Here is a 24735-nt window from a genome sequence, read left to right on the forward strand (position 1 = left end):
GCCAACGGATTCCCAAAGTTTGTCCAGAAGGAAGATGGGTTCGGCCGCGCCGCGCCATCCTGACGCGGCTGAAAGGGCAAGAATGGCCGACCAGGCGCGAACCGCCATCTGGCCGCCTGAAGCCTCACCGCCCACTTCACCGCGGGACACCGTCGCAGGGAAACGTCACCCTTATAGCGAGTTACCTTCCTTTGTATTACATTCGGTGTCCTATGCGCACTCAAATAGCGCACGCACCGATGCTCATCCATCGAAATAGGCGCGGTCTTCCTGAGCATTGGCGTCCCATGTCTGCCGTAGTGCGGGGGAAAGGCCGTAGCTTCTCGGTCACCGGTCGCCATGCACGGCGCGATACGAGAGATTATTCGTGGTCCAAGGCAAACTCGGGCGCGCAGCCCGTCAGGCGCAGCTCGCCGCTACGACGTCGGTGACGTCTTCGGCTCCACATTTCGGCTTTGTGCCGGCGCGACGTCCAGCCCGAGGACCGACGGGTCAGGGGTTCATTCGAACGGTCGGGAGCACGGCCATTGCGCTGGCCCTCGCCGGGGCTGCAGCCCCTGTCTGGGCCGCGGCCTGCACGCCCAGCGACACCAGCGGCTGCGGTGCACCGGGCGGCGACGGTTTCCCGGGTCGAAGCGGCGCGGGCGGCGCCGGAAATGGCCAGGGCGGCGGCTCCAGCCACCTCGACGCCAGCACCGTGACCGTACAGGACCCGGGAAGCTGGGGGGCCCTCGGTACCGGCGGCGCGGGCGCAACCGGAGACGTCGCTGCCGCGACAGCCAACGGTCCCGCGCAAGTGATCGCCTCCAGCAACATCGTTATCAACGCCCCCGTGACGGGCGACGCCGGCAACACGGGACCGGACGGAACCAACTTCGGAAGCGGCGGGAACGGCGGCAACACCGGCCTTTATTACCTTGGCAGCAACATCACCGTCGCAGGCGCGGCAGCGGTCACGGGCGGGGCTGGGGGCAACGGGGGAAATACCACCAACGGCGTGAGCGGCAACGGCGGGGGCGGTGGCGGCGGGGGTAGCGGACTCACCTCGGCCGGGGTCGCAGCGACGATCACCAACAACGGGACGATTACCGGGGGCGTCGGCGGCACCGGGGGTTCCGGTGGGTTCAGCGGCGGCGGCGGCGCTGGCGGCGACGGCCTGCTCTCGCTCGGCGGCAGTGCGTCCATCGTAAACACCGGCACGATCACGGGCGGCGCAGGCGGGGCCGCGGGCGCGGGCGCCTCGGGGTCCGCGGCAGGCGGCGCCGGGGGCACTGGGGTCGATCTTGCCCAAACCCACAATTCCCTCGCCAATATCGGAACGATCTCGGGCGGTATGGGCATCGGGGGCGGTGTCGGCGTGGTGACGCGTGGCATGGATTCGATCACGAACGCAGGTCTCATCATGGGTGCGCTGACCGGCGCAGGTGGGACCCGAGCGGCGGCGATCGAGTTTGGCGGCACGGACAATTCGCTGAATCTGCTGACGGGCTCCTCGATCCTCGGAACGCTGCTCTTCGACGCGGGGGCGACGGCCACCATTGCCGCAAGCAACACAGGGCTGACACTGAACAACGATGTCATTCTGAGCGACGCGGCGTCGCGCGCGACCGTCTCCACGGCGTCGACCGGCTTGACGATGTCGGGCGTGATTTCCGGGGCTGGCTCGCTCAGTGTCGTGGGCGGCAACACGTTGACGATTTCGGGCATCAACACGTATACGGGGGCGACCACGATCAGCAATGGCACACTCGCCCTGGCGGGAAGCGGCAGCATCGCGGCTTCGTCCGGCGTCGTGCTGAATTCGGTGCTCGATATATCCGCCGTCACGTCGGGGACGTCGATCAAGGCGCTTTCAGGCGCGGGTACGGTGCGGCTTGGCGCACAGTCACTGTCGCTCACCAACGCGGCCGGCACGTTCGACGGCGTCATCGACGGCACGGGCGGCGTTCGGGTGGCCGACGGCACCCAGACGCTGACAGGCACCAGCACCTACACCGGCGCGACCGTGGTCGACAGCGGGGCCACGCTCAAGCTCAGCGGCGGCGGCAGTGTCGCAGCATCGAGTGGCGTGACCAGTAACGGCGCGCTCGACATTTCGGCAACGACAAACGGCGCGTCGCTCACGGGCATCGCCGGCAGTGGTTCGGTCGCGCTCGGGGCCCGCACCCTTACGCTCACGAACGCCTCGGGCGTCTTCTCCGGCAGCATCGGCGGCTCCGGTGGGCTGACATTGAATGGCGGCACACAGACGCTCTCGGCCGCGAACGTCTACACCGGCGCGACCACGATCAATGGAGGCACACTGGCATTGACAGGCGCCGGCCAATTGTCTTCGGTGACGAGCCTTGCGATGCTGGGCAGCGGCGCGACGTTCGATATGTCTGCTGCGGGTACGCAAGCGGTCTCGGGATTAAGCGGCGTGGCGGGCACGCGTCTGCTCATGGGGGCGAATTCGCTGAGCGTCGACACCTCAGGCAACAGTACGTATGCCGGCGACCTTGCGGGCAGCGGGACCTTCACCAAGCTCGGCAGCGGCATGCTCGTTCTCAATGGCGCGAGCACGGCCTTCACGGGGACGACGAGCGTTGCGGCGGGCACGCTCGAAGTCGGCGACGCCAACCACGACACCGCCTCACTGGGCGGCGACGTGGCCGTCGGCGCACAAGGGACGTTGCGCGGGCACGGCACGATTATCGGCAGCGTGACCAACGGCGGCATCGTGGCGCCGGGAGGCTCCATCGGCACGTTGCGCATCAGTGGGAACTACACACAGGCGTCCAATGCAACGTTGGCGATCGAGGTGAGTCCGACGGCGGCGTCGCAGCTCAAGGTATCGGGAAGCGCGACGCTGAACGGGGTGCTGGCGATTACGTACGATCCCGGCACGTACCAGGCAACACGCTATACAGTGGTGACCGCGGCGAATGGCGTCAACGGTCGCTTCTCTTCGGTCACCGGCGCGCAGGCGGCAGGCGCCAATCTTGGCAGCCTGCAATCGTCGGTCGCCTATGGTGCGAACGATGTCATCCTGTCGCTGGTCGATCCGTCCGTCAGCGATCCCGGGAGCTCGGGCGCAATCGTGATTGCGCCGAAAAACACGAGCGTCTACACCGCGCTGGGCACGGCGGCGCTGGCGAATGCGCAGTCGACGGCCGCGGCGCTTCTCGATCAAGCCACGCGACGCGCCGTGGATACAGGGCTTGCCACCGGCGACGCGGCGCCGCGTACCTCGCCCGTCTGGGCCACGGCCACCGGATTGCACGCACGTGTGAATGGCTCGGGCGCTCAGTCTGGCTTTCAGGAGAATCAATACGGCTTCCTTGCTGGCGCGGAACGGCACGAAGAACGCGTCATGTTTGGGCTGGCGGGCGGCTATTCCCATGCCGATCTTTCGGAACAGGGCACGGCGAGCTCAGGCACACGGGACACGCTGCGCCTTGCCGCGTATGCGAGCCGTGAGATGGGCGCGGTCGATGTTGCCGCCACTGTCGGGTACGGCCTTCACTTCCTGTCGCAGAAACGCCCGTTCGCGGGCATCGGCACGGCCGAGGGCGATCATATCGGGCAGGAATTGACGGCGGCGGCACAGGCGAGTGCACCGATGGCGATCGCGGGCATTGTCGTGACGCCTCGAGCCGGCCTGCGCTACGCCTACTTCCACGCGAACGGCTTCGACGAAAGCGGTGCGGGCGGACAGAATCTGCGCGTTGGCACGGACAACACGCGGAGCCTGCAACCGTTTGTCGGTGTGACGCTCGACAAGGCGTTCGGCGACGCAACGCGCCCCGTGAACGTCCAGTTCCGCGTGGCGTACGCGCACGAACTGCTCGATGTCGCCCGGGTGATCACCGTGGCCTCGCAGGACGGTACGGCCTTCGTCGCATCGGGTGCGGATTTGCCGCGCGGCTTCCTGACGCTCGGCGCCAGCGTCGGCGTGACACTGGCCAAGCACCTGGATATCTCGCTCGCTTACGATGCGCTCGTCAATACGGCACGCGCATCGTCGCAGGCGGGGAGTCTGAAGGTGAGTTACCGGTTCTGAACGCCCTTGCGCGGATGACGCTTGTCGCCGCCCCTTGATCGCTCAAAACACCACCAGCCGATCAACCAGTTGCGCGATGCGCGAGTTTGACGCCGACCACGATTCGACCGTACGCGATCGACCGTCGAAGTACACGGTATTGATCACTGACCCGTTGCGGCTGAGCGTCAGCGTTGCATAGGCCAGGTATTCGCTCGGCGTGTTGCCCCACAGAGCATCGCGCCAGGCGCGGCGCACCGAGTAATTGAGCACCACGCAGCCCGTCGGCCAGGTGCCCGGGCTGTAGATCGTGCTCACGATGCCATAAGCGCGCAGGCGACCCTGTATCGCCGGCAGCAGATCGGAAATGCCGTCGGGCGCCAGCTCGATACACACATTGTGCGAGAGCAGCTCCGGTGCGGCAGGCGTCGTCGGCGGCACGATGGACGGCAGTTGATCCGACAGCATCACGCCCGTCGACACCATGCTGGAGGCCACCTGCGCGGCGAGCACCGGCACCGGTGTCGTGAAGAGGCACCCGCCCAGGGTGGCGCTGGCGGCCGCCGCCAGCATCAGCACGATCGCCAGTCGTTTCATCAGAACGGCGACACGCCGAGCAGAATGCCCTGCAGCCAGCCACCACTGCTCCCGTCGGCGACCTGCCCCTCCTCCACGCGCGCCACCTTGGCCTGTCCCACCTTGCTCGATGCGACCACATTGCCCGGTGAGATGTCGAATTTGTTGACCACGCCGGTAAAGCGGAACGTCTCCATATTGCGCCCTTGCAGGACCTGCTTTTCCCCGCCCACGACATAAGCGCCGTTCGGCAATACGTCCACGATCGCCACCGCAATCGTGCCGGCCAGCGCCGTGCTCGAACTGTTGTTGCCGTTGCCCTTGAAGGCACTGGCCGATTGACCGATGTTGAACCAGCGCTCCAGCACGGAATCGGCCCCATTGGCCTTGGCGCTCTTGCCCGTCACGCTCGCGTTGCGCGAGATGTCGCTCTGCGACTTGTTTCCACCGGACGAGTTTTCGGACACCGCAATCGTAAGCAGATCACCGATGCGATGCGCGACCGGTGTCTCGAACCAGTTCGTGGCGGTGGTCGATTGGTAGATGGATCCGCCCGTCTGCACGTTCGCCACGCGCGGCATGGGCATCATGCCCATCGGCGTGGGCGCCGGCGACGAGCTGGAGCAGGCCCCCAACATGGCGCCCGTGGCGGCCAGCAGCGCAAGCGTCCGGAGAACACCGCGCGCCGCAACGCGCGGTAGCATCGACAGCTTCGACATGGTGAGGCGCCCCCGCGCCGATCCCGGATGCCGGATCCGGTCGTCTTGGAATAGTGTGAACGGTTGATCGATGGCGCAGCCGACACGGCGGCCAGCGTCGAGAGGAATAGTAAGGAGTGCAGGTGCAGGCACTAAGCACAAATAGAGGAAAATTTGTGGAGGCCCGCCGCGCGCCACACCGATGCTGAGAAAATGGCGCGCCAACGTCGGCAGAGCTCCATGGGTTCGCCCCGTCAGGCGCGCTTTCCCGCCATCACCGTTCGCCCAACCACGCAGCGCATGAACTCCGGCATCACCCGCAAGCTTTTCCTCGCGCTCTTCGCGACAGGCCTGATCACCATGACGGCCACGGCACTCGCCGTGCGCGCCGCGCTCGGCGGGCATCGCTGGCTGTGCGGCGACAACCTGATGTATCTGACGGTCCTCGGCGTCGCGCTGCTCGGTGTCGTGGCGCTGCATCTCGCCCGGCGTCTGCTCGTGCCCGTCACCCCGTTGCTGGAGGCCACCCACCGCATGGCGATGGGCGACTACAGCGTACGCGCGCCGACAGCCGGTGCCGACGAGCTCGCCCGTCTCGCCGTCGATCTGAACCGCCTGGCCGACACGCTCGCCCGCAACGACCGCTCGCGCCGCGACCTGCTCGCGGACATTTCCCACGAGCTGCGCACGCCGCTGTCGATCCTGCGCGGGGAAATCGAAGCGTTGGAAGACGGCGTACGCCCGCTCACGCAAGACGCCCTCGCCTCGCTGCGCGTTGAAATCTCGCAGCTCTCCAAACTGATCGACGATCTGTACGAACTCTCGCTCTCGGACGTCGGCGCACTCACCTACACGTTCGCCCCCGTCGACATGACCGAGCGCGTCGCCACGTCCGTGGCCGCGTTCGGCGACTGGTTCGACGCCAAGGGCATCGCGCTGAACGTGCACCTGCCCGACGACACGCTCATCATCAACGGCGATCTCCACCGCGTGACGCAACTGCTGGGCAATCTGCTCGAAAACTCGCTGCGCTACACCGACGGCGGCGGCGCCGTGCGCGTGTACCTGTCGGCCACGGCCACGCAATTGCGTCTGGAGATCGAGGATTCTGCGCCGGGCGTGCCGGACGACGCGCTGCCGCGTCTGTTCGAGCGCCTGTTCCGCGTGGAGGCATCCCGCAGCCGGCGAAGCGGTGGCGCCGGTCTGGGGCTGACGCTTTGCAAACATATCGTCGAAGCGCACGGCGGTCAGATCGCCGCGCGGCATTCCCCACTGGGGGGTCTCGGACTCACGATCACTCTGCCGCGTCACCGCCCTGCGCCTGCGGCCGCAGGGGGGGCGTGCGGCGGCGGATGCGACCGGTCACCCGGCGGGACGAGCCGCCCCGGGCCCGCGCGGCTCGATGACCCCGCCCTTGCGAGCTCGTGATGAACCCTTCGCCCATGCCTTCGACCTCGCCGAACCCGTCGCCGGGCGCTTCGCACGCATTGACCCCGGCGCCGCTTTCCGCCCCACGTTCACCGACCGACGCGATGACCCTCTCCAACACCGCCCCGATTCTGATCGTCGAAGACGAGCCCAAGCTCGCCGCGTTGCTCGCGGAATACCTGCGGGTGGCGGGCATGCCTTGCCGCATTCTCTCGGACGGCCGCGACGTGGTGCCGGCCGTGCGCGCGACACAACCGCGCCTGGTGCTGCTCGATCTCATGCTCCCGGGCATGGACGGCCTCGAAGTCTGCCGCGCCGTGCGCGAGTTCTCCGAGGTGCCGGTCGTCATGCTGACGGCGCGCGCGGCAGAGACGGACCGGCTGCTGGGCCTCGAACTCGGCGCCGACGACTACATCTGCAAGCCCTTCAGTCCGCGCGAAGTCGTGGCACGCGTCAAGGCGATTCTGCGCCGGGTGAGAGGCGCCAGTACCGCCAGTACCACCTTCGGCCCCCAGGGAACCGCCAGTCTTGCAAACGCGGCACCGCCGCGCGCGCTCGTCATCGACGCGATGCGTCATCACGCACGGCTCGACGGACACGAACTGCCGCTCACGCCGGTGGAGTTGCGGTTGCTGGCGACGCTCGCCAGCCATCCCGACAAGACCTTCCCTCGTGCCCACCTGCTCGATCGCATGTACGACGATCACCGCGTGGTGGCCGATCGCACGGTCGATAGCCATATCAAGAACCTGCGTCGCAAGTTGCAGGCGATCCGGCCCGACGAGGAAATCGTGCGCTCGATCTATGGCGTCGGCTATCGGCTCGAATTGCGCACGGACCGCCCGGGCATGGGCGCCGCGCGGCATGGCGTCGCGGGTATCGACAATCCCGCCGGGGCGATGCCAGAATAGGCGCACCCGCGCCGCAGCGCGGTTCCCTTGAGGAGATCGACGATGCCACGCCGCGCCGCTACGTTGTCCCCGATGTCCACTGCCCTCACAGCCTTCACCTCATCCGCGTCATTCACGCCAAACGGCGTCGCAGCGTCGATGCTTGGCATTGCCGATCTTGCGCGGTCTTACGCGCCGATCAAACGTTTTCTGCAAGCTTCCACCGTCGTCGCACTGCTCGGTGTGAGCGGCGGCGCGTGGGCGCAGACGCCCGTGTGTTTCGATAGCGTCGGCCACGCCCTGCCGCCAGAGCAATGCTCGCAAGCCGCGCGCGATCAGGCCGCATCGCAGGCGACTGCGTCCGGCGCGAGATCGCCCTCACTGCGCGACGAGTGTCGCGCGCTCGCCGACAAGATCGCCAACACGCCGGACAAGCCGGTCTACCAGCGCGGACGCCGGGTCGAGTCGCCCGCCGGCGATCGCGTCGACATTCCTACACGCACCCGCCCGCGCAAAGCGCTCAAGGAAGAGTACATGCGCAAGTGCACGTAGGCGGACACCTACAAGTTGACGAGAGATGTCTGCAAGTTAACGGAACTTGTTGCCCCATTTCCTTGACAATAACGTCAGAGACCGCATAATCGTCGTCACGCCGATGGGTTGTCTGCCACGATTTCACGCAGACACATCCGTCGGATGCCGAATTATCGTTCTCATCATCCGCTTCATGGCCGACACGACGCGTGCCGCGTGGAATGCGTCATCGGCCCGACGTTTTATCCGGATCCATGCCGCCGTGCTCAGCACGGGGCACACGCTACCTGGAGGGAGAAAATGCAAAAACGCGAATTCCTGATGAAGACTTCCGTCGCTGTTGCCGCCGCTGCATTCGCGCTGTCGGGCTGCACCACGACCACCCCGTCGCAGGCCAGCAAGAGCGACAGCTCACCCGGCGCCAACGCGAACAAGCGCCGTGAGATCGATGCTTCCGTGAATGGCGCGCTCGACAAGATGTATGCGTCCGTACCGGGCTCGCGCGAACTGGTGAACAAGTCGCGCGGCATGCTCGTGTTCCCGTCGGTGCTGCAAGCCGGTTTCGTCGTGGGCGGCCAATACGGCGAAGGCGCGCTGCGCGTGGGCGGCGCCACGAAGGGCTACTACAACACGGTGACGGCGTCGTTCGGTCTGCAGATCGGTGCGCAGTCGAAGGCCATTATCTTCCTGTTCATGACGCAGGACGCCCTCGACAAATTCCAGCGCACCGACGGCTGGACGGCGGGGGCCGACGCCTCCGTGGCCCTGGTCAAGATCGGCGCGAACGGCGCGGTCGATCTGAACACCGCGACTTCGCCGGTCGAAGTGATCGTGATGACCAACGCCGGTCTCATGGCCAACCTGAACGTCGAAGGCACAAAGGTCAGCAAGCTCAACATCTGACGACGCCCGGAGACCGCGAGGCATTCGGGAATCTGGCGACCTCGCGTCCCACGTCCCACGTCCCACGCCAAACGACAACGGCGCCATCCGCAATGGATGGCGCCGTTGTTTTATGCGCAGACGATGACCGTCGGCATTACTCGGTGCTGAACGCCGCCGGACGCCACTTCAGCAAACGTTTCTCGAGCGACGTCAGCAGGTAATCCGCCGCCAGCGCCACCACGGCAAGCACGATCATCGCGGCAAACACGCCACTCGCATTGAACGCGCCCTGCGCGGTCGAGATGAGCAGGCCGATGCCCTGCTTCGAGCCGAGGAACTCACCGACCACCGCACCCACCAGGGCAAAGCCGAAGCTGACGTGCAGGCTGGCGAGAATCCACGACAACGCCGACGGAATCACCACCGACATCGTCACCTGACGGCGCGACGCACCCAGGATCTGCGCATTCGCGATCATGTAGCGGTCGGCTTCACGCACGCCCTGGAAGGCATTGGCGAACACGACGAAGAACACCATCACCACGGCAAGCGCCACCTTCGAGGCCATGCCCAGACCCAGCGAGATCACGAAGATCGACCCGAGCACGACGCGCGGAATCGAGTTGGCGATCTGAATGTAGAGACTAAAGACATCCGAGAGCAGCTTGTTGCGGCCGAGCACGATGCCGCAGATAACACCCGCCACGCCGCCGATCAGAAAGCCCAGCACGGTCTCTTCGAGCGTGACGAACACCTGCGTCCAGAGCGGGCCCTGCGAGGTGCCTTCCACACACCATTCATAGATCTGCGCAACGATTTGAGTCGGTTGCGAGAAGAAGAACGGGTCGATCCACCCCACGCGCGCGCCCACTTCCCAGCCGCCCAATCCGATCACCAGAATGGCCACGCGCAGAAAAATCACCAGCGCGCGACGCTGTTTGATGCGACGCTGCGCGCTGGCTTCCTCGCGCGCGAGATCGGCGTCACTGAATCCTGCCACCATGGCCTGTTCACTCATGTTCATGCCCTCCTCCAGACGGCGTGGGCACGCGCGTCGATGCGCGGCCCGCAAATGCATTGTCGATGCCCCGGCGGGGGCGTCGTCTTCAACCGATCTTCACTTCCTCACGCAGATCCGCCCAGATCTCGCGCGAAATGTCGATGAAGCGCTGCTCGTAGCGAACTTCCGACATCACGCGCGGACGCGGCAAATCGATCGTGTACACATTCTTCAGCGTGGCCGGACGCGCCGTGAGCACGAACACGCGATCGGCCAGCGCAATCGCCTCTTCCAGATCGTGGGTGACGAACACCACCGAGCCGGAGGTTGACGACCACAGTTGCAGCAACTCGTCCTGCATGAGCGTGCGCGTTTGCATGTCCAGCGCGGAGAACGGCTCGTCCATCAACAGGATTTCGGGGTTGTTGATGAAGGTCTGTGCCAGCGCCACGCGCTTGCGCATGCCGCCCGAGAGCTGGTGCGGGTAGTGGTCGCCGAACTTGTCCAGGCCCACGCGCTTGATCCATTGGTCGGCCAGTGCGTAAGCGGCGTCTTTGGACTGACCGCGAAACAGCGGGCCGGCGGCCACGTTCTCGCGCACGCTGCGCCACGGGAATACCGCGTCGTTCTGGAACACGAAGCCAATGCGCGGGTCGATGCCGTTGACCGGCTGCCCCATCACGCGCACGCTGCCGGCAGTCGGGCGCAGCAGGCCGGTGATCATCGACAGCGTGGTCGATTTGCCGCAGCCGGTCGGCCCGACAATGGCGACGAACTCGCCGCGGGCGACCGACATGCTGAAGTTGCGCAGCGCGATGGTGGCGTGGCCGTCCGCCGAGATGAAGCGGCACGACACGTTGTCGAATTCGATGGCCGGGGTATCGCGCGAGACAGGGCTCGCAGCGCGCGCCGGCGCAGTGGGGGTGATGGTCTGGGTCATGCCCGGTTCCTCAGTGACGTCGAAGGGCAAACGGTGTCGTTGCGGTTTTTCAGGGGTGAGTCTGCCCACACACCGGACGGTCGTCGGGTGCGGGCGGCTCGGGTGGCGGCGCGTCGAGCGACGCGCGCGCCGGAACTACAGGATCAAAGGGTGACGCGAGATCGAACGCTTACTTCGGCACGTTCGCGGCGTCGACAAACGCGTTGGTGTAGGTCTTCGAAAGGTCGATGTGCTTGCCCTTGACGTTCGGGTTGAACGCGGCGAGCACCTTGAGCACCGTCTCCGGACCATCCTTCGGCATGCGGCCGTCCGGCGAGTACATCGGCAGCGAGTTCTGCAGCGCCTGCAGGTACAGCGCCTTGTTGTTGGCGTAGTAGTCCTTCGGCATCTTCTCGGTGATCTCTGCGGCCGAGTGGGTGTTGATGTACTTGAGTGTCTTCACGAACGCGCGGGCCAGCTTGGTCGCCTCTTCCTTGTGCGTGTCGGCCCACGCGCGCTGCACGTACAGGCTCGACGCCGGGTAAGCGCCGCCCAACGCGTCGACCGTGCCCTTCATCGTGCGCATGTCGACGAGCACTGCCGCGTCGCCCGTGTTGATCAGACGCGAGGCGGTCGGCTCGGTCGTCATGCCGGCGTCGATCCGGTTCTGCTTGATGGCGGCGATGAACGTGTTGTCCGCGCCGACGGGCAGCACCGAGAATTGCGACGACGTGATGCCGTGCTTGGCCGCGAGGTACTGCGTGAGGAAGTTGGTCGACGCACCCAGGCCCGTCACACCCAGGGTCTTGCCCTTGACGTCGGCCATGCTCTTGATGGTGTCGCGGCTCTTGGCATTGACCAGTTCGACTTCGCCGGGCACCTGACCGAAGACCGTGATGGCCTCGATTTCCTTGCCCTTGCTTTGCAGGTCGATGGAGTGATCGTAGAAGCCAACCACGGCCTGCACGGCACCGGCGAGCAATTCGTTTTCGGCGTCGACACCGGCCGGCTGCGAGAGCAGCTCGACGTTCAGCCCTTCGTCCTTGAAGTATCCGAGTTGCTCGGCGAGTTTGGCCGGCAGGTAGATCATCTTGGTGATGCCGCCCACCATGATCGTGATCTTGCCGCTGTCGGCGGCGAAACTCGGCACGGCGGCCAGCGCCAGCGATGCGCCGAACACGGCGGCCAGAACGGGTTTCACGAAGGCTTTCGGCGTACGCACGCCATGGCTTGCTCGCATTATGGTGTCTCCATCGTTTTTAGGGATAATGGCTCAAGCGTCGCGTTGCGGCGCCGGCCGACCGCTGTGGTTTGCCACAGGGCCCAGGCAGCGGTCCTCTGAATCGTTTCCTTTGCCTTGATGCGAATTGTAGAAAACCGAAGCTTTCATCGAGCTTTCGTCCCATGCAGGTTTTCTTGCGCAACCGATGGGTGTTTACCCGCTGTTGGCTTGCGCCGGTTCGGCGGGCACACTCGCCGTCGCTGTCTGCGCCGCTGTCTGCGTCGCCCTACGCCTTTGCCGTCATGAAACTGCTGCTGATCGAAGACAACGACACCCTCGCCCACTGGCTCGCCCGCATGCTGCGCGACGACAACTTCACGGTCGACGCCGCGCGCGACGGCGACGCCGCCGACCGTCTACTGCAAACCGAGACGTACGACGTGGTGCTGCTCGATCTCATGCTGCCAAAGCTCGGCGGCAAGCATGTGCTGCGACGGCTGCGTGAGCGTCGCAATAATGTGCCGGTGATCATTCTCACGGCCAGCGGTTCCGTCGACGAGAAGGTCGACTGTCTCGGCGCGGGGGCCGACGACTATCTGGTCAAACCCTTCGAAGTGCGCGAGCTAATCGCGCGCGTCAAGGCGCTCGCCCGCCGGCATGCGCCCGAGCAGAGCGCGGATCTGGTGTGTGCCGATCTGGCCTATCACGCGGGCACGCGACAGTTTACGATCGCGGGTGCGCCGCTCGCGCTGCCGTCGCGCGAGCATGCCGTGCTCGAAATCCTCATGCGCAAGCAGGGAAAGACCGTTGCCAAAAGCGCCCTCGTCGACGGCGTCTTCGGTCTCGACGACGAACCGAGCGCCGATGCCATCGAGATCTATATCCATCGTCTGCGCAAGAAACTCGAGACGAGCCACGCAGCCATCATGACGCTGCGCGGCCTGGGCTATCTGCTGCGCGCCAAAGATGCTTAGCCTTCGCGTACGGCTGCTGATGTGGCTGATGCTGCCTCTCACGCTCTACATCGGCGCGAGTGGGTGGCAGGCCTATCGCAGTGCGCGCGACACCGCCGCGCTCGTGCAGGACCGGGCCTTGCTCACGTCGGCGCAAGTGATCGCCGGGGAACTCACCTGGGTCGATGGGGCCCTGCGCGCGAGCGTGCCGCCCTCCGCACTCGAACTGTTCGCGTCGCCGGCGCGGGACCGGGTGCTCTATCAGGTCGTCACCGAAGACGGCCAATTGCTCGCCGGCCCGCCGGATTTCCCGCGCCCGCCGCTCTTTTCCGGCACGACCCCGGCGTACTTCAGCGTCACCGTGAATGGCGAACCGCTTCGGGCCGTCAATTATGTGCGCACGATGTACAACGCCGGCACACCCTATCAGGTCGCGGTCGTGGTGGCCGAGACGATGCACGCGCACGACGCGATGCTCTCGCAGTTGTGGGAACCGTCGCTGCACCGCCAGATCGCCATGGCCGCGCTGGCCGCCTTGCTGGTGCTCATCGGGCTGACGGTCGAGCTGCATCCGCTCATTCGCCTTAAGGACGAGGTCGCCGGGCGCGCGCCGCAGGAACTGGTGCCCATTCGCGCCGGACAACTCCAAACCGAACTGCGACCTATCGTCGACGCCATCAACCTGTGCATCCAGCGGCTCTCGGCACAGGCGCAGCAACAGCGGCGCTTCGTGGCCGACGCCGCGCACCAGCTACGCACCCCGCTCACGCTGCTCGATACCCAGTTGCAGTTCGCGGCGCAGCTCGATGATCGCGCTGCGCTGGCCGACGTACTAGCCGCCATGCAGACGAGCAGTCGAGGGCTGGCCGATCTCACCAACAAGCTGTTGCTGCTCTCGCAGGCGGAGGCGGCCGACACGCCGGCGTTCTCGCGCTCGCGTGTCGATCTGGTGGCCGTGGCCGCCGCCGTGCTCGAGGAACTCGTCGCCCTTGCGCAACGACGCCATATCGATCTGGGATTGGAGACGACCGAAGCGCACGTGTGGGTCGAGGGCAATGGCGAGCTGTTTCACGCCATGGTCATGAATCTTGTCGACAATGCGATCCGCTATATCCACGAGGGTGGTCGCGTGACCGTCGCCATCGACAGTCCTCAGGACATGGCCCGCCTGCGCGTGATCGACGATGGGCCGGGCATCCAGGCCGAGGCGCGGCAGCGTGTGTTCGAGCGCTTCTATCGCAATGCGCCGCCGGGTCAGCCCGGCACCGGGCTGGGGCTGGCCATCGTCAAGGAAATCGTGGCGGCCAGTTACGGCACCGTGACGCTGGCGTCGGGCGACGACGGTCGCGGTCTGATGGTGACCGTGACGCTACCGCTCGCGATAGAGGCTGAACGCAACGCCCTTTAGAAGACGTTGCCGGCGTCACGTCTCCGATACCGCACACCGCAAGCCTGCACCGCCGCCTGATAGAAACTCGCAGCCGTATGAAGTCGCAAGAAAAACTCAGGCTTTACCGTTGGTTAGATTGAAAAAATCGTTTGAAACACTGGCTCGACTCCATGCGCTAGGACAAACCCTGATATATTTTGGGGTCTTCGCAGAATTCCCCTTAAGCAAGCCAATACTTTTTGATCCAAATCAAAGAGTTATGCTTCGACGTCCGTCACGTGCTTGTTTGCCACGTGTAATTGTGACGAAATGTAAAGTTTGTTAAATTCGGTGGGGTCTCGGCGCGCAAGTTGCGGCACGGGACTTTTTCTCTCAGGAATTTGCCTCCATGCCGTTTCTCGTCGATCGTGCCGCACAGGCTGCGAGACGTCGCGTGTCACTTGACGACGCGTTGCACACGCGCGCCGTGACGCCGACATCGGGTCTGGCGGCCGCGTGCGACACGGCGTTGCCCGCCGAGTCCGCCTCGCGCGCGCCGGCACAGTCCGAGGCACACGCAATTGACGCCGCTCGCGAAGCCGAGCGCACGCGCCTGGCCAGGGAGATACACGACGGACTTGGGGCGCACCTCACGGCATTGCAATTGGTGGTAGCGCGTCTTGCCACGCGCGCCCCGGCCGACGCCGCCGAGTGGCAGTCCCTCTGCACCCAGATTCAGCAGGCAGCAAACGCGGCGCAAGACGCGGCGGATGACCTCGTCTGCCGCCAACGCCCCCCCGCGCTCGACGCCGGTCTCGTCGCGGCGTTGCGCGCCTGGCTGCGTCGCTTTGGCGAACAAAGCGGTCTCACCTGCATTTGGCGCTGCGACGACGTGACGCGCGAGCGCGTCGCCAGGCTCACGCCCGACGCGGTGCTGGCGTTATATCGAATTGCGCAGGAAGCCTTGACCAACGTTGCCCGACACGCACACGCCTCTCGCGTAGTGGTGGCGCTCGACGGCGGTCATCGTTCACTCAAACTCACGATTTCCGACGACGGTTGCGGCTTGGTCCGCGGCGCGCGTCGCAAGCAGGGACATTTCGGATTGGTTGGGATGCGCGAGCGCTGCACGGCGCTTGGCGGCACGATACGTATTGGCAGTGCGCAAGGATCGGGGACGCTCGTGAGCGCGCGTCTTCCCTGGCACCAGATTCTGTCGTCCCCGGCCGCGGCACCCGCGACCGGCCATCATGCCCCGGAATCGCTTGCTCTTCACGGATACGCATCATGACGCTCAGAGTGCTCATCGTCGACGACCACGCCATCGTGCGTCAGGGCGTGCGACAGTTGCTCTCCGACAGCGGGAGCATCTCGGTCGTCGGCGAAGCCGACTGCGGCGCGGAAGCGCTGGAGATGACCGACGCCGCCCAGTGGGACATCGTCCTGCTCGACATTTCGCTGCCCGACACGAACGGGCTCGAGATTCTCAAGACCTTGCGGCGCAAACATCCGCGTCTGCCGATCATGATCTTCAGCATGTACGGTGAAGGCCAGTTCGCGCTTCGGGCGCTCAAGGCCGGCGCGGCCGGGTATCTGAGCAAACGCTCGAACGCGCAGCAGTTGGTCTCGGCCGTGCGGCAGGTCGCCGCGGGCCGCAAGTATGTCAGCCCGATGGTCGCCGAGACGCTCGCCGACTACCTCGGCCCGGACGCCGACCAACCGCCGCACGAGCGCCTGTCCGACCGGGAATATCAGACGCTTTGCATGATCGGCTCGGGCAAGCGCCTGACCGACATCGCCAATGCGCTTTCGCTCTCGGTCAAGACGGTGAGCGTGTATCGCACGCGCCTGCTGGAAAAGATGCGCCTGAACAACAACGCCGAACTCACCTATTACGTGATGCAACACGGCCTGGTCAGCGCCGAGATGGGACCGCTCTGCGCCTGAGCGCTCCGGCACCACCCAATCAGAAGTAAGCGATCACTACGTGGCCCGAGAATGCGGGCCACGTGCATTTCGGACCGCCGAACCGACCTCGATCGTCGACAGCGTTGCGTCCGGCAACGCTTTCTCACCCGGGCGAGAAATTTTCTGGTGCGCCTTCAAAGTGTTGCCACCTGCCGAGAATTGGCGGTCGCGCGACAGGAGCCAGGCAGTCGTCTGCGCCTCTCCAAGCCTTACAGGGATTGAATAAGCGGCAGATTGCCCCTTTCCTTGCGGGATCGATCGGGGAAGAATTTTGTAGACTGGTCCGCTAGCGTTTTTCCTACATCGACAGGGCCCGTCGATGGGGGGTGACACATCATTTTGTGAAATCACCCTAAATTTTCCCAATGGCCGTCCGATATCCCCTACAACGGCGGCTTTCGGCGAATGGCTGTAGAGCCGAAGTTACGGCGCTTAAGCCGGAGCCAAAAATTTTGGGAAAGGAGTGGCTAAATGTCATCTGTCATCAATACCAATATCTTCTCGCTGGTTGCACAACGTAACCTGAGCACGTCGCAGTCGGGCCTGCAAACCTCGATCACGCGCCTGTCCTCGGGTATGCGCATCAACAGCGCCGCCGACGATGCCGCCGGTCTGGCGATCACGGACCGCATGTCGGCCCAGATCAACGGCACGCAGCAAGCGCAGCGCAACGCCAACGACGGTATCTCGCTGGTGCAAACCGCCGCGGGCGCCCTGTCGGCGATCACTGACAACCTGCAACGCATCCGCACGCTGGCCGTTCAGTCGACCAACTCGACGAACTCGGCTTCGGACCGTGCCGCGCTCGATCAGGAAGTTCAACAGCGTCTGGCGGAAGTGAACCGTCTGGCCACGCAAACGTCGTTCAACGGCCTGAACGTGCTCGACGGCTCGATGGGCACGGCGAACTTCCAGGTCGGCGCCAACGCAGGTCAGACCATTTCGGTCAACCTGCAACAAAGCATGACGATCTCGAGCATCGGTTCGGTCGCGCAAACGACGTCCGCCGCCAACCCGCTGAGCTTCACCGTTGCCGCACTGACCGTGCAGATGGGTGCAGGCGCCGCCGTCAACGTCAAGGCCGGCACGTACAACAGCTCGGCCGACCTGGCCACGGCGATCAACACCGCCGCACAATCCGCGGGCTTCACGGGCAATGTCGCTTCGGTCAACTCGGCCGGTGAAATCGCGATCACCAACACCGACGCGGCACAAACGATGACGATCGCCGGTGCCGACGCCACCACGCTGGGCATGGCCGTCGCAGGCGCCGCCGCCGGTGTGACGACCACGTCGACCGCCGTCGCTGGTACGTTCTCGCAAACGCTGGCCGCAGGGGACCTGGTCCTGACCGTCAACGGCAAGGCCACGAACATCACCGGCAAGATGAACAGCGCCAGCGACCTGGCCAACGCGATCAACTCGTCGAACAGCGGCGTGAACGCGTATGTCGACACCACGGGCAAGATGCACCTCAGCTCGGGTTCGGCGTTCCAGATCAGCGGCGGTACGGCGGCAACGTTGACCAAGCTGGGCCTGCCGACGGCAGCCACGACGTACGCCACGAGCGGTAGCCTGGCACAAGCCGACGTGAAGACGGTCAACAGCGCCACGCTGATGCTGTCGCAGATCGACTCGGCCATCGGCACCGTCGACACGCTGCAATCGACCCTGGGCGCTATTCAAAACCGCTTCCAGTCGACGATTTCGAGCCTGTCGACCACGACGCAGAACCTGACCACGGCGCGTTCGGGCGTGCAAGACACCGACTACGCTGCGGAAACGGCCAACCTGACCAAGTCGCAGATCCTGCAACAAGCCGGTATCTCGATGCTGGCCCAGGCCAACCAACTGCCGCAACAAGTGCTGAAGCTTCTCCAGTAAGCGCCTGTTGGGTTGGGTTTGACGCCCGGCGGCAACGTGGCCGGGCCGCCGGCGGCGCCACCTTCACGGGGGGCGCCGCCGCAAACATTACAAAGGCAGACTTTTTGTGCCGGCGTTTTGTGAGTTGAGCAACCATTTTAGAGAGCGAGCAATTTATGGCGACTACCGGCAGTAGCACTACGGGCTCCATTTCGTCACCGGGCATCGGCTCCGGGCTGGACGTGAACGCGCTCGTGACCAGTCTGATGCAGCCGGCCACGCAAAAGCTCAGCTTGCTCAAATCACAAGAAGCCAGCTATCAGACCAAGGTCTCCGCACTCGGCAGCCTGCAATCGGCGCTGAGTTCGTTCCAGTCGTCGCTGTCGGCCCTGTCGTCGGCGTCGTCGTTCCTGCAGATGACCGCCACACCGGGCGACGCGACCTTCCTGACGACGTCGGCGGACACCACGGCGAAGGCCGGCAGTTATACGATCAACACGACGCAACTGGCGCAGGCGCAAAGCCTGTCGACGTCCGGCGTGTCCGATCCTGCCGCCTCGATCGGCACGGGCGCGTCCACCCAGTTGACGTTCAGCTTCGGCACGATATCGGGCGGCACGCTCGCGAACGGCACGTACACCGGCGCCAGCTTCTCGCCGAATGCGCAGCAGGCGCCGTTCAGCATCACCATCACGAACAGCAACAACTCGCTGCAAGGCATTCGCGACGCCATCAACGCCGCCAAGGGCGGGGTGACGGCCACGATCGTCAACGACGGCAGCGCCACGCCGAACCGCCTGGTGCTGACCTCGACGCAGACCGGCCAGGCGATGAGCATGAAGGTGGACGTCGCCGCCGGCGGCGACGCCACGCTCACCAATATGCTGGCGTACGACCCCACCGCCACCCAGAACCTGACGCAGACGGCCGCGGGCCAGAACGCGAACCTGACCATCAATGGCCTGGCCGTGTCGAGCCAGACCAACACGGTCAAGAGCGCCGTGCAGGGTCTGTCGATGACCCTGCTCAAGACCGGCTCGACCACCGTCAGCGTCAGCAACAACAGCGACGGCGTCACCAAGTCCGTCAGCGATTTCGTCACCGCGTACAACACGCTGCACTCCGCGATCGGCCAACTGACGTACTTCGACAAGTCGAGCGCCTCGCCCGGCAGCACCTCGAACAACAACGGTCCGCTGATCGGCGACACGACCACGCAGATGATCACAACGCAGATCCAGCAGATCCTGAACGGCAAGCTGCCGGGGGTCTCGGGATCGGTGCTGACCTCGCTCGCGGACATCGGCGTGACGTTCCAGGCCGGCGACGGCTCCGGCAGTGCCACCGATACATCGGGCCAGCTGGCGGTCGATTCGACCAAGCTGCAGAAGGCCATCGCCTCGGGCGGCTTCGCCCAACTCGCGTCGTTGCTTGCCACCAACGGCACGACCAGCGACAGCCTGATCAACTACCAGAGCTCGACCACCAATACCCAGCCGGGCCAGTACGACGTCGTCGTCACGCGACTGGCGACGCAGGGCACGCTCACGTCGAACGCCACGCTTGGCGCGAACACCGTCATCAACGGCACCAACAATACGCTGACGGTGCAGGTCGACGGCACGAGCACGACCATCACCATCCCGAACGGCACCTACACGCCCGACAAGATGGCCGCCGCCTTGCAGGCCGCGATCAATGGCAACTCGCAATTCGTCGCCAACGGCTCGACAGTGACCGTCAAGCAGACGGCCGGGGTGCTGTCGATTACGTCGAACCGTTACGGCTCCGCCTCGAACATCCGCGTGACGTCGGGCAATGCCCAGACCACGCTGTTCGGCACGGGGGTGTCGCCCAGCACCGATGGCGTGGATGTCGGCGGCTCGATCGGCGGCGTGATCGCCACGGGCAGCGGCCAGTCGCTGACCGGCGCCGCGGGTTCGCTGACCGACGGCCTCAAGATCCAGGTCACCGGCACCAACCTCGGCAATCGCGGCACCATCAATTTCTCGCAAGGCTATGCGTCGCTGCTGTCGAACCAGGTCAGCAACTTCCTGAGTGCCAAGGGCGCCATCAGCACGGCCACGTCGAACCTGAATGCCAGCATCAAGCACGTGCAGCAACAGGAAAGCGACTGGCAAGACCAGATGACGCAGATGCAGAACCGCTACCTCGCCCAGTTCACGGCGCTGGACGCGACGATGGCCAAGTTGCAGAACACGAGCGACTACCTCAAGCAGGTGCTTGGCGGGTCGTCGTCTTCGTCGTCGTCCTCGAAGTAAGCGCGCGACGCACTCACGCCGCGCGCTTCGGAGAAAGTCATGTACGGTCAAAACGCCGCCAACGCTTATCGCAAAGTCGGACTCGAGACGGGCGTCATCGCCGCGAGTCCGCACCAGCTCATCATGATGCTGTTCGACGGCGCCAAGGCAGCCCTCACGAAGGCCCGCGTCCATTTCGAAGACGGCCGCATCGCGGATCGCGGACTCGCGCTCTCGAAAGCCATCGGCATTATTGGCGGTCTGCGCGACGGCCTGGACATGGACGCCGGCGGAGAACTGTCTCGCAACCTGCGCGATCTTTACGACTACATGGGCCAACGCCTGCTCGAAGCGAATCTCGAGAACGACGTGGTCAAGGTGCAGGAAGTCGACACCCTGCTCGATACGATTGCATCGGCCTGGCGAGCGATCACGCCGGCGGCCGGCACGGGGGCCCCCGCCGCACAGGCGGGCACCGGAGTGCGCTATGAATGAAGCCAAGTCGTTGCTGAACTGCTACGAGAGCATTGCCGGCCTCACGGAGCGCATGCTCGGCGTGGCGCGCGATGGCGATTGGGATGCCCTCATCGACCTCGAGATGCAGTATCGTGCGCAGGTCGATTCGATCAAGCAGCTCGACGCGTCGCTACCGCTCAGCGAGGACGAGCGGGCGCGAAAGCACGCCGTCATCCGTCGCATTCTGGCCGACGACGCCGCGATCCGCGATCTCGTGGTACCGCGCCTGGCGCATCTGGATGCCATGATCAACAGCACACGCCGTCAACGTGCCCTGCACGAAGTCTACGGCTTGAACCTGGGCGCCTGACGCGCCAGCGCGTCGCGTCGCCCATTCTTCGGAGTCAGTCAGGTATGGCCGGTCTCGATTCGGTGCTGGCCACAACGCTCGCACGACGGCTCGACACATTGCTGGGTGCCGGGCAAGGCGCGGCCTCGACGACTGCGCCAGGTGCCGTATCGGGCCTGCAGCCCACCGGCGACGCCACGTCCGCCCTCGTCGACCTCGCCACCCGCCCGTCGACGACGGCCGTCGGACTCGGTAACGCGCCGCCGCAAGCCGGTGCCCGGCTTGCCTCCCCCGTTCAACAGGCGACGCTCTCGGCCGCCGCGCGCACCATCGACACGATTCTGCGGCTGGCGCCCGACTCGCCTGGCCCCGTGCAGGCGAGCACGCCCGTATGGCCGGCCGCCCCCGGCACCGGCGCGCCCGCGCTCGCGCCACTGCTCGCGGCGGCGTTGAAGGAGGCGTTGTCCGCGAGCGGGCTCTTTTACGAATCGCATCTGTCGCAGTGGGCCTCGGGCAGCCGCTCGTTCGAGCAACTACAGGCCGAGCCGCAATTGCGCTGGCCCGCTTCGGCGAATCTGGCCGCGCAGTTGCGCGCGGCCGGTGCCGACGCCACGCTGCCCGGTCCCGGCCCCCTCACCCGGTTGCTCGGCCCTGCGGGCGCCGACGCCGTGCTGGCCACCGGTTGGCCGACGCTCAGCCCGTCGACCCCGCCCGTGGCGGCCGCCTCCGGTGCCGCGTCGCCCGGCGTCGTTGCGCCACCGGCAACGGGCGAGGCAGCCGATAGCGGTCTGCATGCGAGCGCCAATCTGCCCAACACGGCCAACGCGTTGGCGCATGCCGCAAGCGTGGCGCACACAACGAGCAGCGTATTGCCAGGCGCGCAGGGGGCCGACGCCACCCTCGCTGCGCTGAGCAACGGCTCACCGCCCAATGCTGCGCCGCACGGCCCGGCCGGGGTGATGGCCGCCGTGGCGAATGCGCCCGCGGAAAGTGTCACGCTGGTGCGTCAGCAGCTGGACATGCTGGTGAATCCGCAATTCCAATGGAACGGCATGGCGTGGCCGGGAGCGCCGATGACATGGCAGGTCGAGGAACGGGCCGGGCAACCGATGCCCGGCGAGGCGGCCACGCCCTCGACATGGCATACCCATCTGCGTCTCACGCTGCCGTTGCTGGGCACGGTCGACGTCACGCTCGGGTTGTCCGGGCAGCAGTTACAGGCGCGCCTGCTGACCGATTCGTCCGTGTCGGCCGATGTACTGTCGCAAGAGGGTGATGTATTGCGCCAGCGACTCGCGGCCGTCGGACTCATCGCGAGCCAATTGTCGTTCGGCGCGCTGACGGACGCGGGGGCAAGCGTCGGCGGGTCATCGGCAGGTGCCAACCCGGCCGACCCTGCGCGCCCATTGCACGCTGCCGCCCCGACCAATGCCACCGGGCAGCGAGGGCCCTCGGCGGGCGATGTGCCGCCAGACGCAGAGACCGGAGGTGCGGCATGACGCTGCCACCGGAGCGTCGCACGGCGATCGCGCTCGCCTACGGGGCGAACGACACGGCACCTCGCGTGGTGGCGAAGGGCTACGGCCTGCTCGCCGAAACGATCGTGCGCACCGCGCACGAGCATGGCCTGTATGTGCATGAATCGCCGGAGCTGGTAAGCCTGCTCATGCAGGTCGACCTCGATCAGCGGATTCCGGCGCAGCTCTATCAGGCGGTCGCGGAGTTGCTGGCGTGGCTCTACAAACTCGAAGCGGGACGGGGTGGCCACCCGCCGCCGCTGCCGCCGGGCGTCGCCGCCCCGGCGTCCTCGGCCGACTTGCCGGCCGCCGCAGCCACGTCACCGTCCAACGCATTCGACAATCCATCCGCCGACCACCGCACGCGCTAAGTCATGCCGTTCGCACATCGGGCGAGCGTGCGGTGAAGTGTCTGAATTCCTGCCCTGCCCCGTAACCGCTGACGAGCGGCGCACCGCTGCGGGCAAAGGCTTCCCCGGCTTCCTCGCGATGGGCAGACGTTTTGCCATCCGCGCAGCACAAGCGATCTCACTAGGATTCTCTCCGTATGTCGCGGCACCGCGTGCCGGGCATAGGCATTTGCTCGCCAACCCAACCTTGCGTGTCTGCCATGGAAGCCATTCAGAATCCTTTCAATCCCGGCGCGGGAACACCGCCGCCCTCCTTGTCCGGACGCGATGATATTCGCGAGGAAGTGCGTGTCTGCATCGAACGCCTTCGCATCGGACGCCACGCCAATGGTCAACTGCTGATCGGCCTGCGTGGTGTCGGCAAGACGGTGCTGCTCGAACGTCTCCTTTACGACACCGAACAGCAAGGCGCGATCACCGTGCATCTCGAAGCCCCGGAAGTGAAGTCGCTGCCGGCATCGATCGCCCCGGCGTTGCGTGTCGCGTTATTGCGCATGAGTCGAACACAGTCGGCGAAGGACACCGTCGTTCGAGGATTGCGCGCGCTCGCCGGCTTCGTCTCCGGATTGAAAGTCACCTATGACGGCATCGAAGTCGGTCTGGATTACGCGCCCGAGCCAGGTCTGGCGGATTGCGGCATTCTCGACCTGGATCTTTGTGCACTGCTCGTTGAGGTGGGGCGCGCGGCCCGATCGGCGCACACCGTGCTCGCCATTTTTATCGACGAACTTCAGGGCATGCCGAAGCGGGAGTTGTCCGCGTTGCTTTACGCCCTTCACCGATGCGCGCAATACCAGCTGCCCGTCATTCTGATCGGCGCAGGCTTGCCGCCACTGATCCGGCAGGTGGGTGACGCCAAGTCCTATGCGGAGCGAATGTTCGAAATCGCCACGATCGGACCGCTCTCGAATGCCGGGGCACGCGATGCGATCGCCGTCCCCGCCGCACAAGCCGGCGTCGCCATCACGCCGGATGCGCTTGACGAGATCGTCGAGCGCACGGGCGCCTACCCATATTTTCTCCAACAATGGGGGAAGCTCGTCTGGAAGGTGGCGCACGAAAGTCCCATCACTTCGGAACACGTCAGACTTGCGTCGAGGGCGGCCATCGATGCGCTGGATAACAACTTTTACCGCCTCCGCTTCGAGCGGCTGACCCCGACGGAAAAGCACTACCTGCGGGCGATGGCAGAGTTGGGAGAAGGTCCGCACGATCTGCACGCCGTCGCCGCGGAATTTGGCAAACCTGCCGAAGCGCTTGAACCGGTTCGACAGGCACTCGTCAACAAGGGCATGCTCTACAGCACCCCGCTGGACGATGCGGCATTCACCGTGCCGCGCTTTCACGCATTTCTGAAGCGCATCATGCCGCCGCAACCCGCATGCGCGGGTGCGGCATGACCGGTGCGCGGCCTGC

21 protein-coding genes are annotated in these 24735 nt (G+C 65.4%); 16 read left to right on the forward strand and 5 right to left on the reverse strand.

Annotated features, from left to right (window positions below; translation table 11 throughout):
• Positions 1-367 precede the first annotated feature (367 nt).
• The gene (locus tag OYT13_RS24115; protein ID WP_268567061.1) at positions 368-4042 is read left to right on the forward strand and encodes an autotransporter domain-containing protein; all 3675 of its coding nucleotides are present in this window, start codon (positions 368-370) and stop codon (positions 4040-4042) included.
• Positions 4043-4084: 42 nt separating this feature from the next.
• Here the strand turns inward: OYT13_RS24115 and OYT13_RS24120 are convergent, their stop codons facing one another.
• Both OYT13_RS24120 and OYT13_RS24125 read right to left on the reverse strand, forming a co-directional pair.
• A complete protein-coding gene (locus OYT13_RS24120) occupies positions 4085-4618 on the reverse strand; it encodes a hypothetical protein (protein ID WP_017231595.1) in 534 nt (177 codons plus the stop codon).
• Complete coding sequence (locus OYT13_RS24125) at positions 4618-5316, reverse strand: flagellar basal body L-ring protein FlgH (RefSeq protein WP_268567062.1); 699 nt, start codon at positions 5314-5316, stop codon at positions 4618-4620. Before OYT13_RS24125 ends, OYT13_RS24120 begins: the two co-directional genes overlap by 1 nt.
• Positions 5317-5535: 219 nt before the next feature.
• On the opposite strand from OYT13_RS24125, the gene OYT13_RS24130 reads away from it, so the two are divergent.
• The 4 genes from OYT13_RS24130 (at position 5536) to OYT13_RS24145 (ending at position 9050) form a co-directional block, all read left to right on the forward strand.
• Positions 5536-6723 carry an ATP-binding protein gene (locus OYT13_RS24130; protein ID WP_261939567.1) on the forward strand — a complete coding sequence of 396 codons (1188 nt, stop codon included), beginning with the start codon at positions 5536-5538 and terminating at the stop codon, positions 6721-6723.
• A gap of 104 nt (positions 6724-6827) precedes the next feature.
• On the forward strand, positions 6828-7634 hold the full coding sequence (locus OYT13_RS24135; protein WP_039829662.1) for a response regulator: 807 nt from the start codon (positions 6828-6830) through the stop codon (positions 7632-7634).
• 42 nt (positions 7635-7676) lie between these two features.
• Positions 7677-8165: a hypothetical protein gene (locus OYT13_RS24140; protein WP_017231591.1), complete on the forward strand. Its 489-nt coding sequence runs from the start codon at positions 7677-7679 to the stop codon at positions 8163-8165.
• Positions 8166-8447: 282 nt separating this feature from the next.
• Entirely contained in the window at positions 8448-9050 is a 603-nt protein-coding gene (locus tag OYT13_RS24145) for a BPSL1445 family SYLF domain-containing lipoprotein (protein WP_017231590.1), read from the forward strand.
• Positions 9051-9186: 136 nt separating this feature from the next.
• On the opposite strand, the gene OYT13_RS24150 is transcribed toward OYT13_RS24145, so the two are convergent.
• The 3 genes from OYT13_RS24150 to OYT13_RS24160 form a co-directional block, all read right to left on the reverse strand.
• Positions 9187-10056 (reverse strand): ABC transporter permease, encoded by an 870-nt coding sequence (locus OYT13_RS24150; protein WP_017231589.1) that lies wholly within the window; start codon positions 10054-10056, stop codon positions 9187-9189.
• Between the two features lie 82 nt (positions 10057-10138).
• Positions 10139-10972 (reverse strand): ABC transporter ATP-binding protein, encoded by an 834-nt coding sequence (locus tag OYT13_RS24155; protein WP_017231588.1) that lies wholly within the window; start codon positions 10970-10972, stop codon positions 10139-10141.
• A 169-nt stretch (positions 10973-11141) separates the two neighbouring features.
• Complete coding sequence (locus OYT13_RS24160) at positions 11142-12191, reverse strand: ABC transporter substrate-binding protein (protein WP_017231587.1); 1050 nt, start codon at positions 12189-12191, stop codon at positions 11142-11144.
• A 284-nt stretch (positions 12192-12475) separates the two neighbouring features.
• Between OYT13_RS24160 and OYT13_RS24165 the strand changes: the two genes are divergently transcribed.
• The 11 genes from OYT13_RS24165 to OYT13_RS24215 all read left to right on the forward strand — a co-directional run bounded on the left by OYT13_RS24165 (position 12476) and on the right by OYT13_RS24215 (position 24719).
• The gene (locus OYT13_RS24165; protein ID WP_026131524.1) at positions 12476-13147 is read left to right on the forward strand and encodes a response regulator; all 672 of its coding nucleotides are present in this window, start codon (positions 12476-12478) and stop codon (positions 13145-13147) included.
• Entirely contained in the window at positions 13140-14534 is a 1395-nt protein-coding gene (locus OYT13_RS24170; protein ID WP_039829658.1) for a sensor histidine kinase, read from the forward strand. Before OYT13_RS24165 ends, OYT13_RS24170 begins: the two co-directional genes overlap by 8 nt.
• Before the next feature lie 370 nt (positions 14535-14904).
• Entirely contained in the window at positions 14905-15786 is an 882-nt protein-coding gene (locus tag OYT13_RS24175; RefSeq protein ID WP_268567063.1) for a sensor histidine kinase, read from the forward strand.
• Positions 15783-16442, forward strand: a complete 660-nt coding sequence (locus tag OYT13_RS24180) for a response regulator (RefSeq protein WP_017231583.1) — start codon at positions 15783-15785, stop codon at positions 16440-16442. The genes OYT13_RS24175 and OYT13_RS24180 overlap by 4 nt, the downstream gene beginning before the upstream one ends.
• Before the next feature lie 492 nt (positions 16443-16934).
• Positions 16935-18347 (forward strand): flagellin N-terminal helical domain-containing protein, encoded by a 1413-nt coding sequence (locus OYT13_RS24185; protein ID WP_268567064.1) that lies wholly within the window; start codon positions 16935-16937, stop codon positions 18345-18347.
• A gap of 155 nt (positions 18348-18502) precedes the next feature.
• A complete protein-coding gene (gene fliD / locus OYT13_RS24190; RefSeq protein WP_017231581.1) occupies positions 18503-20608 on the forward strand; it encodes a flagellar filament capping protein FliD in 2106 nt (701 codons plus the stop codon).
• 39 nt (positions 20609-20647) lie between these two features.
• Positions 20648-21082 (forward strand): flagellar export chaperone FliS, encoded by a 435-nt coding sequence (gene fliS / locus OYT13_RS24195; protein ID WP_017231580.1) that lies wholly within the window; start codon positions 20648-20650, stop codon positions 21080-21082.
• Positions 21075-21413: a flagellar protein FliT gene (locus OYT13_RS24200; protein WP_017231579.1), complete on the forward strand. Its 339-nt coding sequence runs from the start codon at positions 21075-21077 to the stop codon at positions 21411-21413. The genes fliS and OYT13_RS24200 overlap by 8 nt, the downstream gene beginning before the upstream one ends.
• Before the next feature lie 44 nt (positions 21414-21457).
• Complete coding sequence (gene fliK / locus OYT13_RS24205) at positions 21458-22891, forward strand: flagellar hook-length control protein FliK (RefSeq protein ID WP_268567065.1); 1434 nt, start codon at positions 21458-21460, stop codon at positions 22889-22891.
• Positions 22888-23280 carry an EscU/YscU/HrcU family type III secretion system export apparatus switch protein gene (locus OYT13_RS24210; protein WP_150564401.1) on the forward strand — a complete coding sequence of 131 codons (393 nt, stop codon included), beginning with the start codon at positions 22888-22890 and terminating at the stop codon, positions 23278-23280. The genes fliK and OYT13_RS24210 overlap by 4 nt, the downstream gene beginning before the upstream one ends.
• Positions 23281-23519: 239 nt before the next feature.
• Positions 23520-24719: an ATP-binding protein gene (locus OYT13_RS24215; RefSeq protein WP_268567066.1), complete on the forward strand. Its 1200-nt coding sequence runs from the start codon at positions 23520-23522 to the stop codon at positions 24717-24719.
• The last annotated feature ends 16 nt before the right edge of the window (positions 24720-24735 follow it).

Source organism: Pandoraea sp. XJJ-1, assembly GCF_026802345.1.
GTDB lineage: Bacteria > Pseudomonadota > Gammaproteobacteria > Burkholderiales > Burkholderiaceae > Pandoraea > Pandoraea cepalis.